The organism is Sphingopyxis jiangsuensis, from assembly GCF_016734905.1.
GTDB lineage: Bacteria > Pseudomonadota > Alphaproteobacteria > Sphingomonadales > Sphingomonadaceae > Sphingopyxis > Sphingopyxis jiangsuensis.
Genome location: NZ_JAERPO010000003.1, coordinates 114645 through 138304 on the forward strand (window position 1 = coordinate 114645; position 23660 = coordinate 138304).

Below are 23660 nucleotides of genomic sequence, written 5' to 3' on the forward strand. Positions count from 1 at the left end.
GTGTGGGTGAGGATGCCCTCCCCGCGGCGGCTAGCGGGCAAGCCCGCAAGCCTCGCTGCCCCTCCCGCAAGCGGGAGGGGGTCAAGGCGGGGCGGGAGGGGAGCAAGGCGGGCGGCGATGCCGGGGCCAGGCACTCCAATCCCCTGATGCCGGGGCTGCGCGTGCGCAGCGACGGGTGGACGGCGGCGCGGACGCGGGTGTTCCTTGCGACGCTGGCGCGCACCGGGTGCATCACCGACGCGGCGCGGGTGGCGGGGGTCAGCACGACCTCCGTCAACCGCTCGCGCGCGCTGTTCGCGCCGTTCGACAAGGCGTGCGAGGAGGCGATCGCCAAGGCGCTGCGCGGGCTGGAGGCGGTCGCGTACGAGCGCGCGGTCGAGGGGCGCGAGATGGTGATCCTGCGGGGCGGCAAGGAGGTCGAGCGGCGGATCGTGCCGTCGGATTCGATCCTCGGGCTGCTCATCAAGCGCGGCGACCTCAAGAACGGGAAGAATGTCCATCTGACCCCCGAAGAGGCCAAGGCCTATGTCCTGCCCGAGGCGGTGCAGCACCGCTTTCTATCGCGCGAGGAATTTTTCCGCGGGGTCACGTTCGACAAGGGGCCAAAGGGCGGCAAATGCGCGCGCCCGACCGCCGACGAAACCGACGCCGAAATCCTGCGCCGCATCGCGATCATCGAACGCTCGCGCAGCCGCGAGGACCTGAACGCCGGATGCTGCCGCATGTGCGGCCAGCCGATCGGCGCGGTCGGGCGCGCGGTGCTGGAGGCCAAGGCGACTCAGGTGATCGCGCCGCGCGACCCGGTGTGGACCGTGTCGCCGCGCGTTGCCGACCATCGCATGGCCGACGATGACGGCGGCGACGACGATGACGACGTCGAGGGCGACGGTCCGGACCCCGCCGCCTGAGCGCTGCGTTCGCGATTGCGCGCGCCGCGACTTGCTGCCACGCTTGGCGCGGCCGGGGATCGAGAGGAGATATTATGCAGACGATGAAACGGGCGCTGCTGGTGGCGGCGATGACGGGGGCTGCGATGACGGGAATGGGAGGCGCGATGGCCGCGCCGGCGCTGGCGGGCGAGCCGACGACGGTGCTGATGCCCGAAGACCCGCGCGCGCGGGCGTTCCAGGAAGAGTTCGGCTATGCCGATGCGGTGATCGCGGGCGACACCATCTATCTGTCGGGGGTCGTCGCGGGGCCGCGCGAGGGCGACGACGGGCTGGAGCCGGGGTTCGAGCGGGCGTTTCAGCGGATCGGCGCGACCCTGGCGCGCGCGGGCGCGAGCTGGGCCGACGTCGTCGACCTCACGACCTTTCACACCGACCTGCGCGGGTCGATCGACGCGCTGGCGGCGGTCAAGAACCGCCATGTGAAGGCGCCCTTTCCGGCGTGGACCGCGATCGGCGTCAGCGCGCTTTACGACCCGAATGCGGTCGTCGAGATCAAGGTGGTAGCGCGGCGCGCGCAGCGCTGAGCCGCGCTCAGGCGGTGCCGCGCCGCGCGAGGCGGACGGGGATGCGCGTTCCGCCGAGCCGGTGGTCGTCATCCTCGAGCGCCATCGCGACGAGCGCCTCGCCCGCGGCGTCGAGGTCGGGCTCGAGCGTCGTCAGCGCCGGGTCGGCGAGCGTGCCCGCGCGGATGCCGTCGAAGCCGATGAGCGCGACGTCGCCCGGCACGCTGCGCCCCGCATCCTTGAGCCCCTGAAGCACGCCGAGCGCGAGCATGTCGCTGGCGGCGAAGATCGCGTCGGTGTCGGGATGCGCGTCGAGCAGCGCGCGCGCCGCGGCGACCCCCTGCGCATGGCGGTCGGCGCCGGCGGGCGGCGAGACGATCGCGGGGGTGATGCCGTGCGCGGCGAGCGCGGCGGCGAACCCGTCGCGCCGCTCGTCGAACTGGCGCTGCGGCGAGCGCTGCGGGCCGACGAAGGCCGGGCGGCGGCGGCCGGTCGCGACCAGATGCTCGGCGGCGATGCGCCCGCCCGCGTCATTGTCGCTGCGCATCCAGTGAAAGGGATCGCCGGGGCTGCCCCAGCACACGAATTCGAGCCCCGACGCCTGCGCCTCGGCGAAATAGTCCCACGCCGCGCGGTTGCTGGTCGTGCCGATGACGATCATCGCGTCGGCAAGCCCCGAGGCGACGAAATCGGCGCGGAAATTGGCGGGACTTTCCTGGAAGCTGACGAGCAGGTTGAAGCCGCGCGCCGACGTCGCGGCGGCGATGCTGCCGAGGAGCGCGAAGTAGAAGGGGTTGATCGCGCTGCGATCCTCGCCGGGGCGGCAGATGGTGACGAGCGCGAGCGTCTCGCTGCTCTTGAGGCGCAGCGACGAGGCGTGGCGGTCGACGACATAGCCAAGCTCGCGCGCAGCCGCCGACACGCGGGCGCGCGTCTCGGCATTGACGCCGGGGCTGCCGCGCAGCGCGCGCGACACGGTCGATTGCGACACGCCCGCGCGCTCGGCGACGTCGAAGCTGGTCGGGCGCAGCATGCGTGCGGTCACCTATATCGTCCTCCCCTGTCGCCAGTCTCTTGCCGCGGGGGTCGGGATTGTCAATCGGCAGCGGGTGCGTCGGGCCAGCGGATGACGATCGACAGGCTGCGATCGGCGGCGCTCCGCTCCCAACTGCCCTTGAGCTGACGCTCGATCATCGAGCGGATGAACTGCGTCCCGAAGCTTTCGCGCGCGACGTCGGGGGTGGTGGCGAGCCCGGTCTCCGTCCAGCGCAGCACGACCTCGCCCTCGCCGCGCGACCAGTCGACCGCGAGCGCGCCGGTGCCCGACAGCGCGCCATATTTGATGCTGTTGGTCACAAATTCGTGGATCGCGAGCGAAATCGCCTGCGCGCCCTCCTCGTCGAGCAGCACCGCAGGGCCGTCGACGGCGCGGAGCCTTTCCTCGTTCCAGCCCGCGAGTTCGAGTTCGCGGTGGACGATCGCCGAAAGCTCGACCGCGTCGACCGTTCCGGTCACCAGCATCTGCTTGGCGTCGGACAGCGCGCGCAACCGGCCGTCGAAGCGCACCTCGAAATCGTCGAGACCCTTTGATTCGCGCAAGGTGATCCGCGCGAGCGCGCCGATCCGCGCGAAGGCGTTTTTCATCCGGTGCGCCATTTCGCCGATCATCAGTTCGCGATCGTCGGCGTGGCGGGCCTTTTCCTCGGCGAGCGCCTGCGCCGCGCCGACGCGCCGCTGCTGCATCCGGTGCAACTGGGTCGCGAGCAGCGCCAGCGCGAGCCCGAAGAGGAAGATCGCCACCGGCCGCCCGATCCGTTCGAGGATGCGGCCATAGGAAATCCGCATCGTCCATTCGCGGTCGGCGACGCGCAGCCGCCGTTCCTCGACATCCCAGCCCATGCGGCCGTGGCGGAACACCGGCATCGCCGCGGGGCCGTCGCCGGCGTAAATCTCGATCCCCTCGATTGCATCGAGCTGCGCGCCGAGCACCGCGGTCATCAGATCCCCGGTACGGAAAGGGGCATAGACAAAGGCTTCGATGGGGCGCGTCCCGGTGTCGCCGGTGACGGTTTCCGGCCGGGTGGCGTCCGGCGGCAGATCCCGGTCGGCATAGACCGGGATATAGACGAGAAAGCCGGGCTGCTTGTGCGCAAGCCCCTTTTCCTGGACGAGCTGGACGATGCCGCTCGCGGCGGGTTGGCCGGTGCGCCACGCGCGCCGCATCGCCTCGCGCCGCACCGGCTCGCTGAACATATCATATCCGAGCGCATTGTCCCGCCGCGGGTTCGCGGGTTCGACGAGCACGATCGGAAAGCCGATCGGCTGGTCGGTCGTCGGCCAGACCGATATGTCCCTGCCGTAATTTTCGCGCAGCATCACTTCGGCCGCCGCAGGGGTATCCTGCCGGATTGCAATTGCGATCCCGATACCCTCCATCCCCGGCGCGCGCTGTTGCGGGCGGAGCGCGGCGAGATAGGCGCGGATTCCCGGCCCGCTGGACGTCGTGTCGGATTGATAGAGGGCGCGGACGCCTTCGAGCACCGCAATATGGTCGCGAAGTCGCTGGTTGACCTGAATGGCCACGCGGTCGGCGCGGGCCGAATCCTCTGCCTTGTTGTAAAGGAAGCTCGCCGTCGCGGCGGCAATCGTCGCGAGCAGGATGAGGATGCCGACAAAACGGACCAGCACGGCCAACAGCCGGTCTGCCCAGGTCGAAGGGCGCATTGTTGGAGTCCTGCCTGATTGCTGCCGCAGCAGCGTCCCCCCTCCGGCCGTGGTTGTTCCATGCGCACGGGGCGAACGCAAGCGGATTCAGACCTCTGGAAACGCATGTGATTATGGTTGCAGTCTGCAACCTTTTTTCTATGGTGCGGCGTCAAAAGGAGAAGTCGCAATGATTGTTTACGGGTCTATCGTGTCGCCGTTCGTTCGCAAGCTGATCGCCTATCTGGGCGAGAAGGGGCTGGCGTTCGAGCTCAAGGGCGTGGGGATCGGCGATCCCGACCCGGGGTTCCGCGCGGCGTCGCCGCTGGGAAAGATGCCCGCGATCGACGATGACGGCTATCTGCTCGCCGATTCGAGCGCGATCATCCACTATCTGGAGGCGAAGCACCCCGAACCCGCGTTGATCCCGGCCGATCCCGCCGAGCGCGGACAGGTCATCTGGTGGGACGAGTTTGCCGACACGGTGTTCGCGGCGTGCGGCGGCAAGATGTTCTTCAACCGCATCGTCGCGCCGAAATTCCTGCAGCGCGAAGGCGACCTTGCCGCCGCGGCGGAGGCGGAAACGGTCGAACTGCCCAAGCTGCTAGACTATCTGGAAAGCGCGATCCCCGACAGCGGATTTCTGGTCGGCGACCGGCTGACGATCGCCGACCTGGCGGTCGTGTCGCCGCTGGTGAACCTGCGCCACTGCGGAAGCTGCATCGACGCGGCGACGCACCCGCGCATCGCCAAATGGAGCGAAGCCATCCTCGCGCGCCCGAGCATGGCGCCGTGGGTCGCAAAGGAAGAACGGATGATGGCGAAGGTGCTCGCGGCCTGAGCGGCCGCGGCGCCCGATCCTCCCTGCGGCATAGCCGTGGGGAGGGCGCTGCCGTTGCGTCAGTCGCCCCTCCGTCAGCGCTGCGCGCTGCCACCTCCCCATCGCTGCGCGACAGGGAGGATTTAGCAGCAGCTTCCCACCCCGCCGTCTTGTCCGGCTAAACGCCCAGCGCGACCTCGCGGGTGATGCCGATGGCGGCCAGGAAGGCGGGGTCGTGGCTGACGACGAGGAGCGCGCCGTCATAGGCCGCGAGGCCGGATTCGATGGCGGCGAGCGTGTCGAGGTCGAGGTGGTTGCCGGGTTCGTCGAGGATCAGAAGCTGCGGCGGTTGCGGTGCGCCCAGCGTGCAGGCGAGGCCGGCGCGCAGCATCTGGCCGCCGCTGAGCGTCCCGACGATGCGGTCGGCGGCGTCGGCGCGAAAGCGGAAACGGGCGAGCGCGGCGCGGCACTGGTTGTTCGTCGTGCCGGGATTGATCGCGAGGAAATTGTCGGCAATCGACCGCGCCGGGTCGAGCAGCGACACGCGCTGGTCGAACATTGCGAAGGGCACGCGCGTATCGACGCGTCCCGACCAGGGCGCGAGCGTTCCCGCGACGAGCGCGAGCAGGGTCGATTTTCCCGAGCCGTTGGGACCGGTGATCGCGATGCGTTCGGGGCCGGTGACGGTGAGCGTGACGTCATGGACGACCGGCTGTTCCGCGGCATAGCCCGCGGTCACCGAATCGAGTTCGAGCACGGTGCGCGACGCCGGCAGGCCGGTCGGGGCGAGCCCCGCCGACAGCGGGTCGATGATCTCTATCCGGTCGCGCGCCGCGGCGAGCGCGGCCTCGGCATCGGCGCGCTGGCGCTCGGCGAGGCGGCTGTTCGCGCCCGCGCTTTCCTCGGCGCGCTGCTTGCGCGCGCCGATCAGGATCCGCGGCATGTCGCCGCGCGCCGCCTTGCGCCGCCCGCCGGCATCGCGGCGGTCCTGGCGCTCGGTCGCGGCCTGCGCCTGGCGGCGGACCAGATCGGCCTGTTTTTCGGCGGCGGCGAGCCGGGCGTCGGCCGCCGCGTCCTCGACCGCCTTGCGCGCGCGATAGGCGCTCCAGCCGCCGCCGTAGCGCGCCGCGCCGTTGCCGGTCAGTTCGACGATCGCATCCATTTCCTCGAGCAATTCGCGGTCGTGGCTGACGACAATCGCGCCGCCGGTCCAGTTTGCGAGAAGGTCGCGGACGGCGCGGCGCCCGTCGCGGTCGAGATTGTTCGTCGGTTCGTCGAGAAGCAGGAAATCGGGCTGCGCAAAGATGGCGGCCGCAAGCGCGGCGCGCGTCCGCTGCCCGCCCGACAGCGACAGGAGCCGCGTGTCGGCGGCGAGCGCGGCAAGCCCGACGCCGGCGAGCGCCTCGTCGAGCCGCGCCTCGAGCGTCCAGTCGGCGTCGGCGATGTCGTCGAGGCTCGCGGTGCCCGCCTCTGCCCTGCGGAGCAGCGCGAGCGCTTCGCGCACGCCGAACAGGTCGGCGACGGTGGCGTCGGGCGCCACCTGAACATCCTGATGGACGATGGCGATGGTGCCGCCGATCGCGACACTGCCCGCGCTCGGGCGCAGATCGCCGGTCAGCAGGCGCAGCAGCGTCGATTTGCCGACGCCGTTGCGCCCGACGATGCCGGTGCGTTCGCGCGGAAACTGAAGGTCTAGGTCCGAAAGGACGGCGCGGCCGTCAGGCGCGGTCCAACCGAGACGGGCGAGGGTGATCGAAGCGGGGGCAGACATGGACAAGATCTTTCACGGCGGCAAGGCGGTGCGGCGTTGCTGTCGGTGTCTTGTCCATTGTTCGGGCTCCGTGCGCGGGGAGCAGCCGTTTACCGCGGCTTGTCGACCGAGGCAAGCGCGGCGGCCGGGGTCAGAGTTCGATGACGATCCGCACCTTTTCGGACGCGGTGCCGAGCGCGCGCGCAATCTGTTCGCGGCTGCGGTCGATCAGGTCCTGCAGCCGTTCGGGAGCCGGGTCGCCGAGCAGTTCGGACACGGGCACCCCGAGCAGTTCGGCGAGCGCCGCGATGCGGTTGTTCTTGGGCCGCGCACGCCCCTTTTCCCATCCCGAGATCGACGGCGCGCTGACGCCCATCCGGTCGGCGAGTTCGGCCTGGCTCAACCCCTTGGCGGCGCGAAGCCGCTGGAGGCGGGCGCCGAAGCGCTCGGCGAGCGGCGAGGGTTCGTCGCTGTCGAAATGAAGGTCGGCGCCAACCGCGCTGCGCAGCTCCGCCGCGCTGAGCGTCGCCGGCGAGACGGGCGATTCGAACTCGCAGCCGAACAGCCGGCCGCTGGCCCAGATGGTGCGCGCCGGGATCGCCCCGGCGTGCGGCAGTTCGATCTCGATCCGCTCGCCGACCGCAAGCCGCACGTCGCTTTCGACGAGCAACCCGGTTTCGGAGATATTGTGGATCAGGACCTCGATTCCCGCGCCCGTTTCCTTGACGCCCTGCGCTACGAGACTGAGCCTGCGGCGCGCGCTGAACCTTTGGTCGGCCGTCGCGGACGATTGTTCGAGGAATCCGGGGATAGACATGGGGGACATATGTCGGCTGCGCACAGTTAAAAAAATGTTATCGGATCGAACGAAAATGACGCGCGGCGGCGTCTTGGCGTCAGATTTGTACACAAGAGAATTGCTTCATGCGCCAGCGTGATGCGCTTCGACGCCCCGCGGACGCGATGGGCCGAAGCGTTCGGGGGCGAACGCCGCGGGGTTGTACGCGCGTCGGCGCTACAGGTCGATCCGGATCCGTACGAGGTCGATGCCAACCCCTGCCGCCGCGGCAATTTCTTTCCGGCAGCGGTCGAGCACGTCGTGCAGCCTGTCGGGCGAGGGCGCGCCTTCGAGTTCGGCGAGCGACACGCCGAGCAGTTCGGCCAGCGCCGCCAGCCGGTCGGGCTTCGGACGCGCGCGCCCCTTTTCCCATCCCGATATCGACGGCGTCCGCACCCCGAGCCGCTGCGCGACATCGGACTGGCTCAGCCCCTTGACGACGCGCAGCTGGCGCAGCCGCGACCCGAACTGCAACGCTTCGGGCGAAGGCTGGGCGTCGTTGCCGAGGCCGGCGCCGAGATCGGTGCCGACCGCGCTGCGCAGCTCGGCCGCACTCAGCGCTGCCTGCGAGATCGGGGTGTCGAAGCGGCAGCCGAAAAGGCGGCCATTGGTCCAGATGACCTTGGCGGCAACCGGACCGGCGTGCGGCAGTTCGAGGTCGATCGGCTCGCCGATCGCCAGCGCCGCCTCGCTTTCGATGAGCAGCCCGCTTGTCGATATGTCGTGGAGGAGGGCGGCTATTCCGACGCCGTCCTGGACACCCTGAACCTCGAGCCGCAATTTGCGGCGAGCACTGCTGCGACTGCCCGCGCTGAGCGCCGGTTCGTCGAGAAAGGCGGAAATCGACATGGCGCCATGTCGGTCGCGGAAGATTAAGACTTTCCAAACTTGTTGGGTTAAACAGGATGAACCGAGGGAAAGCACCAACAGGATCGATGGCCTATACCGACCCCCTGCCGCTGCGGCACAGCTGGCCGCTTTTCGAGCGCGAGCGCTATTTCGCGCTGGGGCAGCTCGAGGGCGGCGCGCGGCTCGACACGGTGGCGGACATTGTCGACGCGATCGCGGCGGGGCAGCCGCTCCACCCGCGCATCGGCCAGTGGGAATGCCGGCTGTCCGACAACCGGCTGAGCTGGTCGGGCGAGGTTTACGATATTTTCGGCATCGCGCGCTGCGCCGAGGTGGCGCGCGGCGACGCGGTCGCGCTCTATGCCGAAAATTCGCGCGCGGCGATGGAGCGGCTGCGCGCGCACGCGATCCGTCACCGGCGCGGCTTTACCATCGACGTCGAGATCCGGCCCGACCGCGCCGAGCCGCGCTGGATGCGGCTGATCGCGGCGCCGGTCTGTTCGGGCGACGCGGTCGTCGGGCTGCGCGGCCTGAAATTCATCGTCGGCAACACAGCCGAATAGCCGGGCGATTCGCGCGGCGAGGGGTGGCTGGAGCGCGACGGAAGGCGCATTAACCTCGTTCGGGCCTGAGAAACCACCGGTCCGACGCCCACCACAGTTGACGCGCCCGCGCCGCCGCCACAAGCCCGCAGGCGACTGGTGTCGCGGGAGGGTAAAGGGGGCCGCGGCCCGATCCACCTGTCCAAAATCGAAGGGTCCACCCCCGCCAATGAGCTTCTTTCACCGTTTTTCCTCGGCATCGCACGACATGGCGATCGACCTGGGGACCGTTAACACTGTTGTTTATGTCAGGGATCGGGGAATTGTCCTGAACGAGCCGTCGGTCGTCGCGCTCGAGACGCGCGCCGGGGTGCGCCGCGTCAAGGTCGTCGGCAACGAGGCGAAGCTGATGATGGGCAAGACGCCCGACAATATCCAGGCGATCCGCCCGCTGCGCGACGGCGTCATCGCCGACATCGACGTCGCCGAACAGATGATCAAGCATTTCATCGACAAGGCGCTGGGCGGCGCGAGCCGCTTTCGCCAGCGCAGCCATGTCGTCATCTGCGTCCCGTCGAGCTCGACGATGGTCGAGCGCCGCGCGATCCGCGACGCCGCGACCAACGCCGGCGCGGTGTCGGTGCAGCTGATCGAGGAATCGATTGCCGCAGCGATCGGCGCGGGATTGCAGGTCACCGACCCGATGGGCGCGATGGTCGTCGACATCGGCGGCGGCACGACCGAGGTCGCGGTGCTCTCGCTCGGCGGCATCGCCTATGCCAATTCGGTGCGCGTCGGCGGCGACAAGATGGACGACATGATCGCCTCGCACATCCGTCGCAAACATAATCTGATGATCGGCGAAATGACCGCCGAGCGCGTCAAGCTGGCGATCGGCTGCGCCACCGCCCCCGAGGACGAGGGGATCGTCATCGGCGTCAAGGGCCGCGACCTCGTCAACGGCCGCCCCGCCGAAGTGCAGGTGACCGAGGCCGAAGTCGCCGACGCGCTGGCCGAACCCGTCGGCCAGATCGTCGCCGCGGTGATGGCGGCGCTCGAGAATACGCCCCCCGAACTGTCGGCCGACATCATCGACGCGGGCATCACGCTGACCGGCGGCGGCGCGCTGTTGCGCCGGATGGACCAGGCGATCGCGCGCGCGACGGGGATGCAGGTCGTGGTCGCCGACGACGCGCTGATGTGCGTCGCCAAGGGCGCCGGGCGCGCGTTCGAGGACAGCGCCTATCGCGGCGTGCTGATCGCCGCGTAATTTCCTCCGCAAGGGGCGGTATCGCGGTTTCGTCTTGCCCGCCCTGTCGTTCGGCCATTGGACGAACGGCGGCGCGCATTGGTCGAAGGGCATTTGGGATTGGCGCGCGCGACGGGCAGCGCGCGCCATCCCCGTTCTTCGGCAAGGAATAAAGACAATGTGCAGTTCAATCGCCGGTTCCGGCCTCGGGCGGGACAGGCGCTGCGCAACGCGGTTGGCGCTGATGGCCGGCGCGATCGCATCGGCCACGGCGTCGATGACGGCGCTCGCGCAGGAAGCGGCCGCGAATGGCGATATTCCGCCCGCCGAAGGCACGCCCGCCGCCGCGGGAAGCGGCCTGACGCGGCAGGTTTTCGCCCCCGTCGATTTCGCGCGCTACGCCCCCAAAAATGCCTATGACATGCTGGCGCAGATCCCCGGCTTCACGATCCGCGACAACGAGCAGCTGCGCGGATTGGGGCAGGCGACGGGCAATGTGCTGTTCAACGGCGAGCGGCCGTCGAACAAGGCCGACGACATGTTCACCCAATTGTCGCGCATCCCCGCGGGCAATGTCGAACGCATCGAGGTCGTCGACGGCGCGAGCCTCGACATTCCCGGCCTGTCGGGACAGGTCGCCAATATCATCTATCGCGCCGGCGGGCTGTCGGGCCAGTTTTCGTGGCGGCCGCAGTTTCGCGCGCACCACACCGACCCCCTGCTGACGCGCGGCGACATTTCGCTGCGCGGGCGCAGCGGCGAGGTCGAATATGAGGCGTCGCTGAGCAATCTTGAGTCGGCACGCAGCGGCGCGGGCGGGCTGACCTTGATCCGCAACGGCGCGGGCGATGTCGTCGAGCGGCGCGACGATGTCTGGGACACGCATTATGACACGCCCAAGCTCGCCGGCCGTATCACCTGGGACCCCGCGGGCGACACGGTCGCCAATTTCGGCGGCCATTACCAACGCAAATATGATCGCTATCGCGAAGACGGGCTGCGCGTCGCGCCCGGCCTGCCCGACCGCTTTCGCACCGTTCGCGAGAAATCCGACAGCTGGAATTACGAGCTGGGCGGCGATTACCAGTTCGGGGCCGGGCCGGGGAAGCTCAAGCTGATCGGGCTGCGCCGTTTCTCGCGCGAGCCCTATGCGCTGGAAGTCGTGACGACCCCCGCCGACGGGTCGACCGTGACCGGCGACCGTTTCGCGCAAACGGGCGACCTTGGCGAGACGATCGCGCGCGGCGAATATCAATGGCGGATGCTGGGCGGCGACTGGCAGCTGTCGGGCGAGGCGGCGTTCAACACGCTCGACAATGTCGCGTCGATCGCCGTGCTCGACCCGTCGGGACGCTTCGTCGACGTGCCGTTCGAGGGCGGCACCGGCGGCGTGAAAGAGGACCGTTATGAAGGGCTGTTGAGCTTTGGCCGCAAGCTGACCGACAAGCTGTCGTTCCAGCTGACCGCGGGCGCCGAACATTCGACGATCGTGCAGACGGGCGTCAACGGCCTGCAACGCAGCTTTTTCCGGCCCAAGGGGTCGCTGACGCTCGCCTGGGCGCCGGCGAGCGATTTCGACGCGTCGCTCAAACTGCGGCGGCGCGTGCTGCAACTGTCGTTCTACGACTTTCTCGCGCGCGCCTTCCTTAACGACGGCAACCAGAATGTCAGCAACAACGAACTGCGCCCGCAGCAGGACTGGAGCGTCGAGGGTGAGATCAACAAGAAGATCGGCCCGTGGGGATCGACCAAGCTGATCTTCATCTATCGCGACGTCGAGGACCGCGTCGACATCATCCCCGTCGGCGATGGCGAGGCGGTCGGCAATATCGCCAAGTCGACCGCGGGGGCGGTGAACTGGACGTCGACCTTCAACCTCGACCCCGCGGGGCTGAAGGGGATGAAGCTCGACACGACATTCCTGTTCCAGAAATCGTCGCTGCGCGACCCCTTCACCGGCGAGAAGCGGCAGTGGAACCGCTTCACCGACACGGTGATCGAGGCGGCGCTGCGCCACGATATTCCGAGCAGCGACTGGGCGTGGGGCGCCAATGCCCATTACACCCACAACCAGCCCGCCTATCGCCGGCAGGAGGTCGACCGCATATGGGAAGGGCCCGTGTTCGCCGACGTCTTTGTCGAGCATAAGGATGTGTTGGGGCTGACGGTGCGCGCGACGGTGGCGAATATATTGAACGCGCGCTCGCGCCGCGACCGCACCGTCTATACCGGCGTGCGCGGCGCGAGCCCGATCGCCTTCGTCGAGGACCGCAACCGCATGATCGGGCCGATCTTCTCCTTTTCGGTGCGGGGGAATATCTAGGGTCCTGACCCTAGGATCGGGCTGGCGGGGCGTGTGGGGGGCGGCCGCCCGCGCCCCATATGCCGGATTTCCTTCGGCTTTCACCGCGCCTGCGCTATGGACGGGTCGAGGGAGCCCGCCATGCACAAGCTGTTGCCGTTGCTGTTCTTTGCCGCCTCGCCTGCCGCCGCGCAGCAGGCCGGGGCGCCGGTCATCGACATGCACGCGCACGCCTATACGGTCGATTTCGTCGCGGGGGCGAGCATCTGTCCGGGGAGCAGCGGGGTGCCGATCCCGACGGTCGACCCGCGCGACGCATTCGATCCCGTCGAGCTGTCGCGCTGCGCCGCGCCGATCGCCGCGCCCGCGACCGACGCCGCGTTGATGGACGAGAGCATCGCCGCGATGCGGCGCTTCAATATCCGCCGCGCGGTGACGTCGGGCGATCCCGACAGCGTCGCGAAATGGCGCGCCGCGGCGCCCGACCTGATCGTGCCCGCGCTGGGGTTCGGCGCGTCGGAGCCGGTGAGCGTCGAAACGCTGACCGCGCTCGCGGACGAAGGGCGGCTCGCGGTGCTCGGCGAAAGCTTTACCCAATATCGCGGTATCCGCGCCGACGATCCGCAGTGGGAGGCATATTGGGCCTTTGCCGAGGCAAGGGACATTCCGGTCGGGCTGCACCTGGGCGAAGGGCCGCCCGCGACCGCGCGCTTTCCGGGATATGAAAGCTATCGCGCCAGCCTGACCTCTCCCTTCCAGCTCGAGGCGGTGCTGCACGCGCATCCGAAGCTGCGCCTCTATGTCATGCATTATGCCTCGCCGCTGGTCGACGAGATGATCGCGATGATGTACGCGCACCCCAATCTGTACGTCGATATTTCGGCCAATGTCGGGATGGCGCCGCGCGCGCAGTTTTACGACCATCTGAAACGGATGGTCGACGCCGGGTTCGGCAAGCGGATCATGTGGGGATCGGACCAGATGCAGTGGCCGGGGATCATCGGCGAAAGCGTCGCGTCGATCGAAGAAGCGCCCTTCCTGACCGCCGAGCAGCGGCGCGACATATTCTATAACAATGCCGCGCGCTTCCTGCGCCTGTCGCCCGAGGAGATCGCGCGCGACCACGCCCCGCGCGACTAGCGGCGATGGCGAACGAATAACCATATAGGTTATTTTCTATTGACATCGTAACGCTGATATGGCACAAGTGTGGCGTATATGTAGTTTACAAACCCAACCGGATCGGCTATAGAATGTGCATCAACGGAGCACATCACCATGTCGGTTCTTTCTTCCCCTTATTTCCACGACGAAGCCAAGGCTTTCGAGCATCTGGAAAGCATCGTTTGGGCTGGCGGCGTAGTCTGCCCGCATTGCGGTGTTGTGGGCGGTCGCGTCTATGACCTGTCAGGTGTCCGCTCGAAGCCGAGCAAGAAGAACCCTGAGGGCGTCGTCCGTCACGGCCTGAAAAAATGTGGCGAGTGCCGCAAGCAGTTCACCGTCAAGGTCGGCACTGTTTTCGAGCACGCCCGTATGCCGCTCCACAAGATGCTACAGGCCGTTCACCTGATCGCGTCGAGCAAGAAGGGTATCAGCGCCCACCAGCTCGCCCGCGTTCTGGAGGTCCAGTATAAGACCGCATGGTTCCTCGCCCACCGTATCCGCGAAGCCATGCGCTCGGGCGATCTGGCTACTCCGTTCGGTTCGGGCGGTGGCGCCGTGGAGGTCGATGAAACCTATTTCGGCGTCAAGTCGGGCCGTCGCGGTGCGAAGGCTGGCACGGCTCACAAGTTCGGCGTTCTGGCGCTCGTGGACCGCGACAGCGGCACCATGCGTTCGTTCACCTTCGACAAGTTCCGCGCCGACGAGGTTCACCCCATCGTCCTGAATAACATCGCCCGCGAAGCCCGTTTGATGACCGACGAAGCGAAGATGTATAAGAAGATTGGCCGCGACTTTGCCGAGCATGGCACGACCCTCCACGGCGCTCGCCAGTATGTCGATTACAGCGACCGCACCATTCACACGAACACCGTTGAAGGCGCGTTCTCGATTTTCAAGCGCGGCATGAAGGGCGTTTATCAGCACTGTGGCGAGCAGCATTTGCACCGCTACCTTGCCGAGTTTGAGTTCCGCTACAACACGCGCGAAGCGAACGGCATTGATGATCGCGGTCGGGCTGTCGAAGCGGTGCGGGGCATCGTTGGCAAGCGCCTGACATACGCATCGTAGATTCTTTCCAAAAGTTTGATGGAAAGCGCGCGTGAAAATGCGCTGAAATCGTCGGCGAATCGTTCACGGAAGCGTTCGGTGAACGTCTCACGTCAATGGACAATGAAGCGACGATGGCTTTGACAACGAATCAAAGCGGTCATCTATCAACAGGATTGACGTGATTTGTTTACGCGTATCGCGTAAATCGGCGATGGAAGTGAGAACATCCCGCCAAGGTATCTGCCTTCCGCTATGCGCGCCCTCGGCTGGACTCGAACCAGCAGCCGGGGACCTACGAAGAACCTGCTCTATCCAGTTGAGCTACGAGGGCCACACAGCAAAAAACGCCGGGAGTTAGCGCTCCCGGCGTTTTCAATGTTAGCTTACGGCGCGAAGCCCCCCAACGTCACTAAAAGGGTTTGGGCGCGGCGCAAACTTCTTCTCGTAGTAGCGTTCGCCCTCGTAGACGAGCGCACCGTCCCCTTTGAGGCGGGACAGAATAGACCCCACGGTATCCTTTGCTACCGTCGGGACTTGCGCCCTGATGGCGGCATCAACCTCAGCGGTAGTCGCACCACTCTCGCCAGCCGCCTTCATATAATCTAGGACGAGAGGCTTAATGCTCGGCGAGCGCTGCCTAACGGGTTTTGCGGGGGCGTCATCGCCTAGCAGTTCGATCAGCAACTTCTCCTGGATGCGAAGTTCGTCGATCTGCTTGCGAACGGCTTCTAGCTTCGCTTTGATTTTCATTTGTTGCTCTTTCGCGGTTGCCATGTCAGATTCCTTTGAAAGTGAGACTTGGTGCCCGCAGGGGGACTCGAACCCCCACATCCCGCCAAGGATTTCGGTTTTAAAGACCGCTGCGTCTACCATTCCGCCATGCGGGCACAGCATCTTGATAGCGCCTGATTGATAGCTGTGAAAGTAGACGAATCAAATGCAGGACGGAAGGAGTGAAAATTGCGATGAGTCGAAAGGAAACGACGTCTCAGCTTGAAAAATTCAAGGAAGCTGCGCGTGATTTGGAAACCGACGACGACCCTGAACGCTTTGACGAGCGCCTAGGACGAATGGTCAAGCAAAAGCCGACAAAGAAGGGCAAGGCCGACTAATCCACTGGATAAATCTCGTGCTTAGGGTCATACCATAGGACGTGAAACTCGCCGACGATCCGGAATCCCCACAGGCGAGGCAGGTTGCCAAGGCGAAACCGATAGATTGTGTCGGCGCTGTGCTTCAGTTCGACTAGGCGGTATTGGGCTTCTTCGGTGATGCTTGCCACCTCCATAGGGTGGTGCATCCTGTGGCCGGTGTCGCTAGTTTGCGCCTCGACCTCGTGCCAGCGCAATTTGGCAAATTCACTTAGCTTGGGGAGGATTGTTTCATTCCAGCATTCGTCGGTCCATGCTCGCGGCGTCCCTGAATCCCACGCTCCTTCGATATCTGGACTTTCGCAACTCCACGTTACCGTTAGGTTGTAAATGGAGCCTGGATTGACCCCCACACGGACTGCCTTGGGACGATCTTTAGCATATTCAGAGCGCACCTCATGGTCTCTCGGCTCCGCTCTCAGGCGAGCCGATTTTAGCTCCTGTTGTGCCAGCTTTTTATGCTCGCGCGCGAGCCTTGCCTCGCGCTTGGTCATCAGCGTCAGGCTACTACGATTTCGTCCGACGCAATGTCATTAGGCCCCAACGCCGAATAATATTCCATTAGCGCGTAAGGCGTAATTTCAGTGTTCTGCGCTTTCGCGTAAGCGTCTTTCCACGGGTCCTCCATGTGCGTAAGGTCGCTCAACCATTGAGCATCCTTATCGCCATAAAATCCCAGAATAAGATCAACCGTTTCGCGTTGGGCAGGGTTTAATCTATCGGCATCACCGCCGCTGATTGCGGACACGCGAAAGCGTCCCTGCGTCGCCACCCACAGATCACGGACAACAGGGCCGTTTTTCCACGCCTCAATGCGCTCCGGAAAGAGCACATCATCGTCCCAAACAATAGACCATGCCTGACTGTAGTATACCAGCTTTTGAAGCTTCATCGTGGTCATGGGGCCGTGCGCGGCGAGAATATACTGCGCCACATCGAATACAGACGGCATACCAATATCCCTTCCTTGGTGGCGGCATACATAGTTTGTTCTCACCAATCCGTAAAGACGGACGAAATTTTGAGACTCCAACATCACCACCCCCTTTCCTACATTCCCGCGCCATGCGACCGTGAGGGGATGAAGCGCGAACCAAAATGGAAAACCCGAGCCTTGGCGATTGAGTTCTGGCTTGCCGCTGCCTTTGTCGCCGGATCATTCGTTGCGGGGCTTGTTTCTGCGGTTCGTTACCTGATCGGCGGGTGAGCGGGTTTGTAAACTACATATACGCCACAAGTGTCACATCATGAAGAATTGCGATTCGGGCCGGCGCCTTTCGGGGTGCGCGGCCCGATTGCTTTTGGAGGGCGGGCGATGGCATCGGACACAGGCGGCGAGTGCAAGCGCGACTGCCCGCGCGCGTTGGTGCGGGGCGAATGCGTGACGCGGTTCCGCGAGATCGGCGAAACGCAGCGGCGGCTGTTCATCGAGGTGCTGGGCGAATGCTGCAACGTGCGCCATGCCGCTGCGGTTGCGGGATTTGCCCATTCGGCGGCGTACAAGCTGCGCCGCGTCGACCGCGACTTTGCCGACGCGTGGCAGGCGGCGCTCGAAAGCGGTTATGCGCGGCTGGAAATGGCGCTTGTCGAGCGCGCCATCGACACGATCGAGAAATTGAACGGCGGCGACGACGGCACGCCGTTGCCGCCCGTCGGCGCGATGACGGTCGCGCAGGCGATGGACGTGATGGCGAAGCACCGCGCGAGCGTCGAGGGCGGGCGCGCCAAGCGCGTCCGGCTGAACATCCATGCGCGGCCGAGCGCCGAGGAAACCGATGCCGAGATCCTGCGGCGCATCGCGATCATCGAGGCGCAGCGCGCCGCGCCGAAAGGAAAGGAGCGGTGACGAAGCGCTGGGCCGCGCGGCTGGAACTGCGCGAAGGCGAGACGATCCTCGACCGCTTGCTCAAACTGGAAGCCGAAGAGCGCGGAAAGCTGCTGCGCGACATGCCGCGCAAATATGTGCAGGAACTGCACGACCGCTGGTATCAATGGGCGCACGACGGGCAGCGCGAGCCACCGGGCGACTGGCCGGTGTGGCTGATCCGCGCCGGGCGCGGGTTCGGCAAGACCCGCGCGGGCGCCGAATGGGTGAGCGAGGTTGCGCGCAGCGTGCCCGGCGCACGGATCGCGCTGGTCGCCGCGAACGAGGCCGACGGTATCCGCGTGATGATCGAGGGGCCGAGCGGGCTGCTCGGCGTCGCGCGCACCGACGAAGGGCCCAAATGGCGCGAGCGGATGCGCCAACTGCATTTCGACAGCGGCGCGATCGCGACGCTCTATTCGGCGGGCACGCCCGAGAATTTGCGCGGTCCCGAACATCATGCGGCCTGGTGCGACGAACTGGCCAAATGGGGGCAGCGCGGCGAGGCGGCGTGGGACAATCTGATGCTGGGGATGCGGCTGGGCGACACGCCGCGCGTCCTGGTGACCACGACGCCGCGCCCGGTGCCGCTGATGCGCAAGGTCGAAGCGCTGCCGGGATGCGTGACGACATTGGGGCGGACATCGGAAAACCCGCACCTGCCCGCGAGCTTCGTCGCGCACATGATCGCGCAATATGGCGGCACGCGGCTGGGGCGGCAGGAGCTCGACGGCGAGATGCTGGAGGATGTCGAGGGCGCGCTGTGGAGCCGCGCGCTGATCGAGCGCTGCCGCGTCGATGCGGACGCGGCGGCGAAGCCCGTGCGCGTCGTGATCGGCGTCGATCCGCCCGCGACGCGGCGGGGCGATGCGTGCGGGATTGTCGTCGCGGCGCTGCTGCGCGACGGCCGCGTCGCGGTGGTCGAGGATGCGAGCGTCGCAAAGGCCGCGCCGCACGTCTGGGCGCAGGCGGTGGCAAGCGCCGCGGCGCGCTGGAACGCCGACCGCGTGGTCGCCGAGAGCAATATGGGCGGCGAGATGGTCGCCGCGGTGCTCGCGCAGGCCGATGTGACGCTGCCGGTGCGCGCGGTGCACGCGAGCGTCGGCAAGGCGCGGCGGGCGGAACCGGTGGCGCTCGCCTATGAGCGCGGGCAGGTGGTCCATGCGGGGGCGTTCGCGGCGCTCGAGGACGAGCTTTGCGGGATGCAGATCGGCGGCGGCTATGCGGGGCCGGGGAGGTCGCCGGATCGGGCCGATGCCTGCGTGTGGGCGGTCGCGGCGCTGCGCGAGGGGTTGGCGAAAGGACGGGCGCCGGGGGTGCGGGTGGTTTGAGCTTGTTGCTAGCTGGAAAGCGGGACCCCGGGTCAAGCCCGGGGTGACGTGGGTTGAACCGCCTCGTTTGGGCAGAGCGCGGCGATGATATTGCGCTGTGCATCGCGCAGGAGAAGCGGATCAAGCGGTGGCATAGGGCATGGAAATTCGAGCTGATCGAACGGGGCAATCCCGATTGGCTGGATTTATTCGACGTGCTGGTTTGAAAATAGAAGCGGGACCCCGGGTCAAGCCCGGGGTGACGTGGGTTTTTGTCCAGGGCGCAGCGTAGGGAGATCATCATGAACTGGTTTGGCCGGAAGGCTGCGCAGGGGGCTGCGCGGCCCCAATTGTCGCGCGTGTATGGGAGCTGGTCGGCGCCCGCGCCCTTGTCGTTCGAGGCGCAGGTTCGCGAGGGGTATCTTTCCAATGCGATCGTCCAGCGGGCGGTGCGGCTGGTGGCCGAGGCGGCGGGTTCGGCGCCGTTGGAGGCGAGCGATCCGGCGCTGGAGCGGCTGGTCGGTGCGACGTCGGGCGGGCAGGGGCTGGTCGAGACGCTCGCGGCGCAATTGCTGCTCCACGGCAATGGCTATGTGCAGATATTGACCGACGGCGCGGGGGCGCCCGCCGAGCTGTTCGCGCTGCGCCCCGAGCGGGTGACGGTCGAGGCCGACGCGCGCGGCTGGCCCGTCGCCTATCGCTACAAGGCGGGGGGCGAGACGGTGGTGCTGGCCGCCGAGGATGGCGCGGGGCGGCCCGCGGTGGTGCATGTGAAGGCGCTGCACCCGCTCGACGATCATTATGGCGCGGGGTGCCTGGGCGCGGCGGCGGGCGCGATCGCCGCGCATAATGCGGCGGCCAGATGGAATGCGGCGTTGCTGGAGAATGCGGCGCGGCCGTCGGGGGCGCTCGTGCACGACCCCGGCGACAAGGGGGTGCCGCTGTCGGCCGAGCAGGTCGAGCGGCTGCGCGAGGAACTGGCGGAGAGCTTTTCGGGGAGCGCCAATGCGGGGCGGCCGCTGCTGCTCGAAGGCGGGTTGAAGTGGCAGGCGCTGTCGCTGTCGCCCGCCGAGATGGATTTCCTGGCGCTGAAGGATGCGAGCGCGCGCGAAATTGCCATGGCGTTCGGGGTGCCGCCGATGCTGCTCGGCCTGCCGGGCGACGCGACCTATGCCAATTATCGCGAGGCAAACCGCGCGCTGTGGCGGCTGACGGTGCTGCCGCTGTGCGCGAAGATATTGGGGGCGGTGGCGCAGGGGCTGGCGGGGTGGTTCGAGGGGGCCGAACTGCGCGTCGATCTGAACAAGGTGCCGGCGATGGCCGCCGACCGGATGGCGCTGTGGCGCGAGGTGTCGGCGGCCGACTGGCTGACGGCGGACGAGAAGAAGGTTTTGCTGGGGGTGGGCTCGACCGATCCGTCACCCCGGGCTCGACCCGGGGTCCCGCTCAGCGACGGGGAATAGCGGGACCCCGGGTCGAGCCCGGGGTGACGAAGAGGAGATTTGAACATGGACGAGGAAGAGGCGCTGGCGCGGTTGATCGCGCTGGCGGGGACAGGCGTGGCCGGTGCGCCCGATGCGGCGTTGCTGCGCGCGGTGGTCGAGGAGGCGAGCGAGCTGGGGGCGCGGCGGGCGCTCGCGCGGCTGGGGCTCGCCGACGAGGCGGCGCGCGGCGACATCGACGATCTGCGCCAGCTGCTCGGCGCGTGGCGCGACGCGAAGAAGAGCGCGTGGAAGGCGGCGGTCGACTGGGCGGTGCGCGGGATGCTGGCGCTGCTGGTGGTCGGGCTGGCGGTGAAGATGGGGCTGCCGGGGTTGCTGAAGTGAGGGCGATCGGTGCCGCTGCCCACCCGCCGACCCCCTCCCGCCTGCGGGAGGGGGAGGTTCGGTTCGCGGGCTATGCGTCGGTGTTCGACCGGGTCGATCGCGGGGGCGATGTGGTGCGCGCGGGGGCGTTTGCGGCGAGTTTGCGCGAAGCGCGCGCGGTGCCCTTGCTGTGGCAGCATCGGCCGGGTGCGGTGATCGGCGCGATCGAGGCATTGGCGGAGGATGCGCGCGGGCTGCGCGTGGTGGCGCGGGTGACGCATCCGACGGCGGCGCGGCTGGTCGCGCGCGGGGCGCTGACGGGATTGTCGTTCGGATATCGGGTGCGCGCGGCGCGCGGGGCGCGGCCGCGCGAGCTGCTGGCGCTCGATCTGGTCGAGGTGAGTTTGGTGGCGATGCCGATGCAGCCGCTGGCGCGGGTGGTGGGGGTGGAGGATCGCAGGTCGTGATTTGGTGATCCTCCCCATCGACTTGCGATGGGGAGGTGGCAGTGGCGTAGCCGCTGACGGAGGGGCGATGGCGCCGACGTTGCCGCCCCTCCACCACGCCCTTTGGGCGCGGTCCCCCTCCCCATCGCAAGTCGATGGGGAGGATTTTTTTTGAAGGAGTGACGGGCATGGAAGTGGATATGGAAGTGAAGGCCGATGCGCTCGACGGCGCGTTCGATGCGGTGCTGGCGGCGGAGGCGGTCGACGAGCTGAAGGCGTCGGTCGCGGCGCTGCGGCGCCAAGTCGATGCGCAGGCGGTCGCGGCGTCGCGGTTGCCGCTCGACGGGGCGAAGGCGGCCGATCCGGCGCGCGATGCCTTTGTCGAACGCTATCTGCGGCGCGGGCTCGATGCGGGGGTCGAGATGAAAAGCCTGTCGGGGGCGAGCGGCGGCGAGGGCGGCTATGCGGTGCCGCGCGAGATCGACACCAGCATCGCCGCGACGTTGAAGGCGCTGTCGCCGATCCGCAGCATCGCGAGCGTCGTCCAGACGGGGACGAGCGGGTATCGCAAGCTGGTCGCGACGGGATCGACCGGCGCGGGCTGGGTCGGCGAGACGGCGGCGCGCCCCGAAACGGCGACGCGCAGCCTTGCCGAAATCGCGCCGCCGTCGGGCGAGCTGTACGCCAATCCGGCGGCGAGCCAGGCGATGCTCGACGATGCGATGTTCGACGTCGAGGACTGGCTGGCGGGTGAAATCGCGCGCGAGTTCGCGGTCGCCGAGGGGACGGCGTTCGTGAGCGGCAACGGCACGAACCGGCCCAAGGGCTTCCTGTCCTATGCGACGACGAACGAGGGCGATGCGGCGCGCGCGTTCGGCACGCTCCAGCACCTCGCGACGGGAAGCGCGGGGGCGTTTCCCGCGTCGAACCCGCAGGACAAGCTGGTCGAACTGGTCCATGCGCTGAAGCCCCCCTATCGCCAGGGCGCGGTATGGGTGATGAATTCGGACACGCTCGCGCGTATCCGCAAATTCAAGACGGCGGACGGCGCGTTCGTGTGGCAGCCGGGGCTGGTCGAGGGGCAGGCGGCGACGCTGCTGGGCTATCCGGTGATCGAGGCCGAGGACATGCCCGACGTCGCGGCGAACAGCCTGTCGATCGCCTTCGGCAATTTCCGCGCCGGTTACCTGATCGCCGACCGCGGCGAGACGCGCATCCTGCGCGATCCGTTCAGCAACAAGCCTTTTGTGCATTTCTATGCAACCAAAAGGGTCGGCGGTGCGATCATCGATTCGAATGCCGTCAAGCTGATGAAGTTCGCCGCCAGCTGAGCTGGCGCGCGATGGGCGCCCGGCTGCCGTCCCCCCTTTCGGACGCAGCCGGGCGCCAAGCAGCACGGGCTTTGCTTTCCAACGACAGACTGAAGGACTTGCCATGACGATGATGGCGATACCGGTCGCGCTCGACGACGCGCGCGCCTGGTTGCGGCTGGGCGCGGCGGGCGACGATGCGATCGTCGAACGGCTGGTGCGCACGGCCACGAATATCTGCGAGGCCTTTACCGGCCAATGGCTTGTAATCCGCGCGGGCGAGGAGCGCGTTGCGGTGCGCGGAGGCATCGCTGCGCTGCGCGCGCGTCCGGTCATCGGGATAGACGAAGCAGCGCTGATTGCCGCGGACGGGAGCGAGATTGCGCTCGACCCGGACAAATACCGGACGGTCATCGGCCCCGACGGCGACGCAGCGATCCGCATCGACGATCCGCAGGGAGCAGGACAAGTGCGCATCGGCTTTCGCGCCGGGATCGCCGCAGCGGCGGAGAATGTGCCCGAGGCGATCCGGCACGGCATATTGCGGATGACGCAGCATCTTTATGCCGCGCGCGACGATGTGCAGGCGTCGCCGCCCGCGGCGATTGCGGCGCTATGGCAGCCGTGGCGGCGCATCGGCCTGGGCGGCGCGCGATGAGCGGTGCGGAACAGGTCGTGCGGATGCGGGCGTTGAACCTGCTGGCGGACGATCCCGCGTTGCGCACCTTCGTCCACGGGGTGTTCGACGGAACGCCGCCGCGCGCGAACATCCCCTATGTGTCGGTCGGCGCGGCCGAGGGAAACGACTGGGGGACGAAGGACCGGGCGGGGCGCGAGGTCCGGTTGACCGTGACGCTCGTCGGTGCCGGCGAAGGGCCGGTCGGCGATGCAGCCGCGCGCATCGAGGCGGCTCTGGCCGGATTGCGCGGTGCGGCGGGCGGCTGGTCGATCGTCAGCGTGCGGCCGGTGCGGACACGCTTCAGCCATGCGCGCGACGGCGGCTGGCGGCACGAACTGGTCGTCCGGTGCCGCTGTCTCGCGGGGCTTTAGGGTC

Annotated in this window: 27 protein-coding genes and 1 tRNA gene; 19 read left to right on the plus strand and 9 right to left on the minus strand. The window is 67.4% G+C overall.

What is annotated here, in order from left to right:
- Window positions 1-146 precede the first annotated feature (146 nt).
- On the plus strand, window positions 147-908 hold the full coding sequence (locus JI743_RS13510) for a hypothetical protein (RefSeq protein WP_201928873.1): 762 nt from the start codon (window positions 147-149) through the stop codon (window positions 906-908).
- Between the two features lie 74 nt (window positions 909-982).
- Window positions 983-1474, plus strand: coding sequence for a RidA family protein (locus tag JI743_RS13515; protein WP_201928874.1), 492 nt, complete (start codon window positions 983-985; stop codon window positions 1472-1474).
- A gap of 7 nt (window positions 1475-1481) precedes the next feature.
- On the opposite strand, the gene JI743_RS13520 is transcribed toward JI743_RS13515, so the two are convergent.
- Complete coding sequence (locus JI743_RS13520; RefSeq protein ID WP_227340001.1) at window positions 1482-2498, minus strand: LacI family DNA-binding transcriptional regulator; 1017 nt, start codon at window positions 2496-2498, stop codon at window positions 1482-1484.
- 50 nt (window positions 2499-2548) lie between these two features.
- Complete coding sequence (locus tag JI743_RS13525) at window positions 2549-4177, minus strand: CHASE domain-containing protein (RefSeq protein WP_201928875.1); 1629 nt, start codon at window positions 4175-4177, stop codon at window positions 2549-2551.
- Between the two features lie 169 nt (window positions 4178-4346).
- Here JI743_RS13525 and JI743_RS13530 point away from each other — a divergent pair, with 169 nt between their 5' ends.
- On the plus strand, window positions 4347-4997 hold the full coding sequence (locus JI743_RS13530; RefSeq protein ID WP_201928876.1) for a glutathione S-transferase family protein: 651 nt from the start codon (window positions 4347-4349) through the stop codon (window positions 4995-4997).
- Between the two features lie 157 nt (window positions 4998-5154).
- Here the strand turns inward: JI743_RS13530 and JI743_RS13535 are convergent, their stop codons facing one another.
- The 3 genes from JI743_RS13535 to JI743_RS13545 all read right to left on the minus strand — a co-directional run bounded on the left by JI743_RS13535 (window position 5155) and on the right by JI743_RS13545 (window position 8413).
- Window positions 5155-6747, minus strand: coding sequence for an ABC-F family ATP-binding cassette domain-containing protein (locus tag JI743_RS13535; protein WP_201928877.1), 1593 nt, complete (start codon window positions 6745-6747; stop codon window positions 5155-5157).
- A gap of 130 nt (window positions 6748-6877) precedes the next feature.
- Window positions 6878-7543, minus strand: a complete 666-nt coding sequence (locus tag JI743_RS13540) for a helix-turn-helix domain-containing protein (protein WP_201928878.1) — start codon at window positions 7541-7543, stop codon at window positions 6878-6880.
- Between the two features lie 198 nt (window positions 7544-7741).
- The gene (locus JI743_RS13545; RefSeq protein WP_201928879.1) at window positions 7742-8413 is read right to left on the minus strand and encodes a helix-turn-helix domain-containing protein; all 672 of its coding nucleotides are present in this window, start codon (window positions 8411-8413) and stop codon (window positions 7742-7744) included.
- A gap of 86 nt (window positions 8414-8499) precedes the next feature.
- Between JI743_RS13545 and JI743_RS13550 the strand changes: the two genes are divergently transcribed.
- The 5 genes from JI743_RS13550 to JI743_RS13570 all read left to right on the plus strand — a co-directional run bounded on the left by JI743_RS13550 (window position 8500) and on the right by JI743_RS13570 (window position 14738).
- On the plus strand, window positions 8500-8976 hold the full coding sequence (locus JI743_RS13550; RefSeq protein ID WP_201928880.1) for a hypothetical protein: 477 nt from the start codon (window positions 8500-8502) through the stop codon (window positions 8974-8976).
- A 208-nt stretch (window positions 8977-9184) separates the two neighbouring features.
- Window positions 9185-10225, plus strand: coding sequence for a rod shape-determining protein (locus JI743_RS13555; RefSeq protein WP_201928881.1), 1041 nt, complete (start codon window positions 9185-9187; stop codon window positions 10223-10225).
- Between the two features lie 223 nt (window positions 10226-10448).
- Window positions 10449-12527: a TonB-dependent receptor plug domain-containing protein gene (locus JI743_RS13560; protein WP_201928882.1), complete on the plus strand. Its 2079-nt coding sequence runs from the start codon at window positions 10449-10451 to the stop codon at window positions 12525-12527.
- A 120-nt stretch (window positions 12528-12647) separates the two neighbouring features.
- On the plus strand, window positions 12648-13646 hold the full coding sequence (locus tag JI743_RS13565) for an amidohydrolase family protein (protein WP_201928883.1): 999 nt from the start codon (window positions 12648-12650) through the stop codon (window positions 13644-13646).
- Between the two features lie 138 nt (window positions 13647-13784).
- Window positions 13785-14738: an IS1595 family transposase gene (locus JI743_RS13570; RefSeq protein WP_201928884.1), complete on the plus strand. Its 954-nt coding sequence runs from the start codon at window positions 13785-13787 to the stop codon at window positions 14736-14738.
- Between the two features lie 239 nt (window positions 14739-14977).
- Here JI743_RS13570 and JI743_RS13575 read toward each other — a convergent pair.
- Window positions 14978-15051: transfer RNA gene (locus tag JI743_RS13575), tRNA-Thr, on the minus strand.
- Between the two features lie 47 nt (window positions 15052-15098).
- Complete coding sequence (locus JI743_RS13580) at window positions 15099-15494, minus strand: hypothetical protein (RefSeq protein WP_201928885.1); 396 nt, start codon at window positions 15492-15494, stop codon at window positions 15099-15101.
- 179 nt (window positions 15495-15673) lie between these two features.
- Here JI743_RS13580 and JI743_RS13585 point away from each other — a divergent pair, with 179 nt between their 5' ends.
- On the plus strand, window positions 15674-15832 hold the full coding sequence (locus JI743_RS13585) for a hypothetical protein (RefSeq protein WP_201929139.1): 159 nt from the start codon (window positions 15674-15676) through the stop codon (window positions 15830-15832).
- On the opposite strand, the gene JI743_RS13590 is transcribed toward JI743_RS13585, so the two are convergent.
- Entirely contained in the window at window positions 15829-16365 is a 537-nt protein-coding gene (locus JI743_RS13590) for a hypothetical protein (RefSeq protein ID WP_201928886.1), read from the minus strand. The two genes, JI743_RS13585 and JI743_RS13590, sit on opposite strands and share 4 nt — an antisense overlap.
- 5 nt (window positions 16366-16370) lie before the next feature.
- A complete protein-coding gene (locus JI743_RS13595) occupies window positions 16371-16907 on the minus strand; it encodes a Panacea domain-containing protein (protein WP_236660005.1) in 537 nt (178 codons plus the stop codon).
- A 45-nt stretch (window positions 16908-16952) separates the two neighbouring features.
- Between JI743_RS13595 and JI743_RS15300 the strand changes: the two genes are divergently transcribed.
- The 10 genes from JI743_RS15300 to gp17 all read left to right on the plus strand — a co-directional run bounded on the left by JI743_RS15300 (window position 16953) and on the right by gp17 (window position 23656).
- Entirely contained in the window at window positions 16953-17078 is a 126-nt protein-coding gene (locus tag JI743_RS15300) for a hypothetical protein (protein WP_269090320.1), read from the plus strand.
- 108 nt (window positions 17079-17186) lie between these two features.
- The gene (locus JI743_RS13600; RefSeq protein ID WP_201928887.1) at window positions 17187-17717 is read left to right on the plus strand and encodes a hypothetical protein; all 531 of its coding nucleotides are present in this window, start codon (window positions 17187-17189) and stop codon (window positions 17715-17717) included.
- Window positions 17714-19066: a DNA-packaging protein gene (locus tag JI743_RS13605; RefSeq protein ID WP_330902876.1), complete on the plus strand. Its 1353-nt coding sequence runs from the start codon at window positions 17714-17716 to the stop codon at window positions 19064-19066. Before JI743_RS13600 ends, JI743_RS13605 begins: the two co-directional genes overlap by 4 nt.
- A gap of 53 nt (window positions 19067-19119) precedes the next feature.
- On the plus strand, window positions 19120-19272 hold the full coding sequence (locus JI743_RS13610; protein ID WP_201928888.1) for a GIY-YIG nuclease family protein: 153 nt from the start codon (window positions 19120-19122) through the stop codon (window positions 19270-19272).
- A 75-nt stretch (window positions 19273-19347) separates the two neighbouring features.
- Complete coding sequence (locus JI743_RS13615; protein WP_201928889.1) at window positions 19348-20508, plus strand: phage portal protein; 1161 nt, start codon at window positions 19348-19350, stop codon at window positions 20506-20508.
- Between the two features lie 45 nt (window positions 20509-20553).
- Entirely contained in the window at window positions 20554-20871 is a 318-nt protein-coding gene (locus JI743_RS13620; RefSeq protein ID WP_201928890.1) for a DUF6127 family protein, read from the plus strand.
- A 5-nt stretch (window positions 20872-20876) separates the two neighbouring features.
- Window positions 20877-21317: an HK97 family phage prohead protease gene (locus JI743_RS13625; protein WP_201929099.1), complete on the plus strand. Its 441-nt coding sequence runs from the start codon at window positions 20877-20879 to the stop codon at window positions 21315-21317.
- Between the two features lie 167 nt (window positions 21318-21484).
- Window positions 21485-22627 carry a phage major capsid protein gene (locus tag JI743_RS13630; RefSeq protein WP_201928891.1) on the plus strand — a complete coding sequence of 381 codons (1143 nt, stop codon included), beginning with the start codon at window positions 21485-21487 and terminating at the stop codon, window positions 22625-22627.
- Between the two features lie 103 nt (window positions 22628-22730).
- Window positions 22731-23264, plus strand: a complete 534-nt coding sequence (locus tag JI743_RS13635) for a head-tail connector protein (RefSeq protein ID WP_201928892.1) — start codon at window positions 22731-22733, stop codon at window positions 23262-23264.
- Window positions 23261-23656, plus strand: coding sequence for a tail completion protein gp17 (gp17, locus tag JI743_RS13640; protein WP_236660006.1), 396 nt, complete (start codon window positions 23261-23263; stop codon window positions 23654-23656). Before JI743_RS13635 ends, gp17 begins: the two co-directional genes overlap by 4 nt.
- Window positions 23657-23660: the final 4 nt, after the last annotated feature.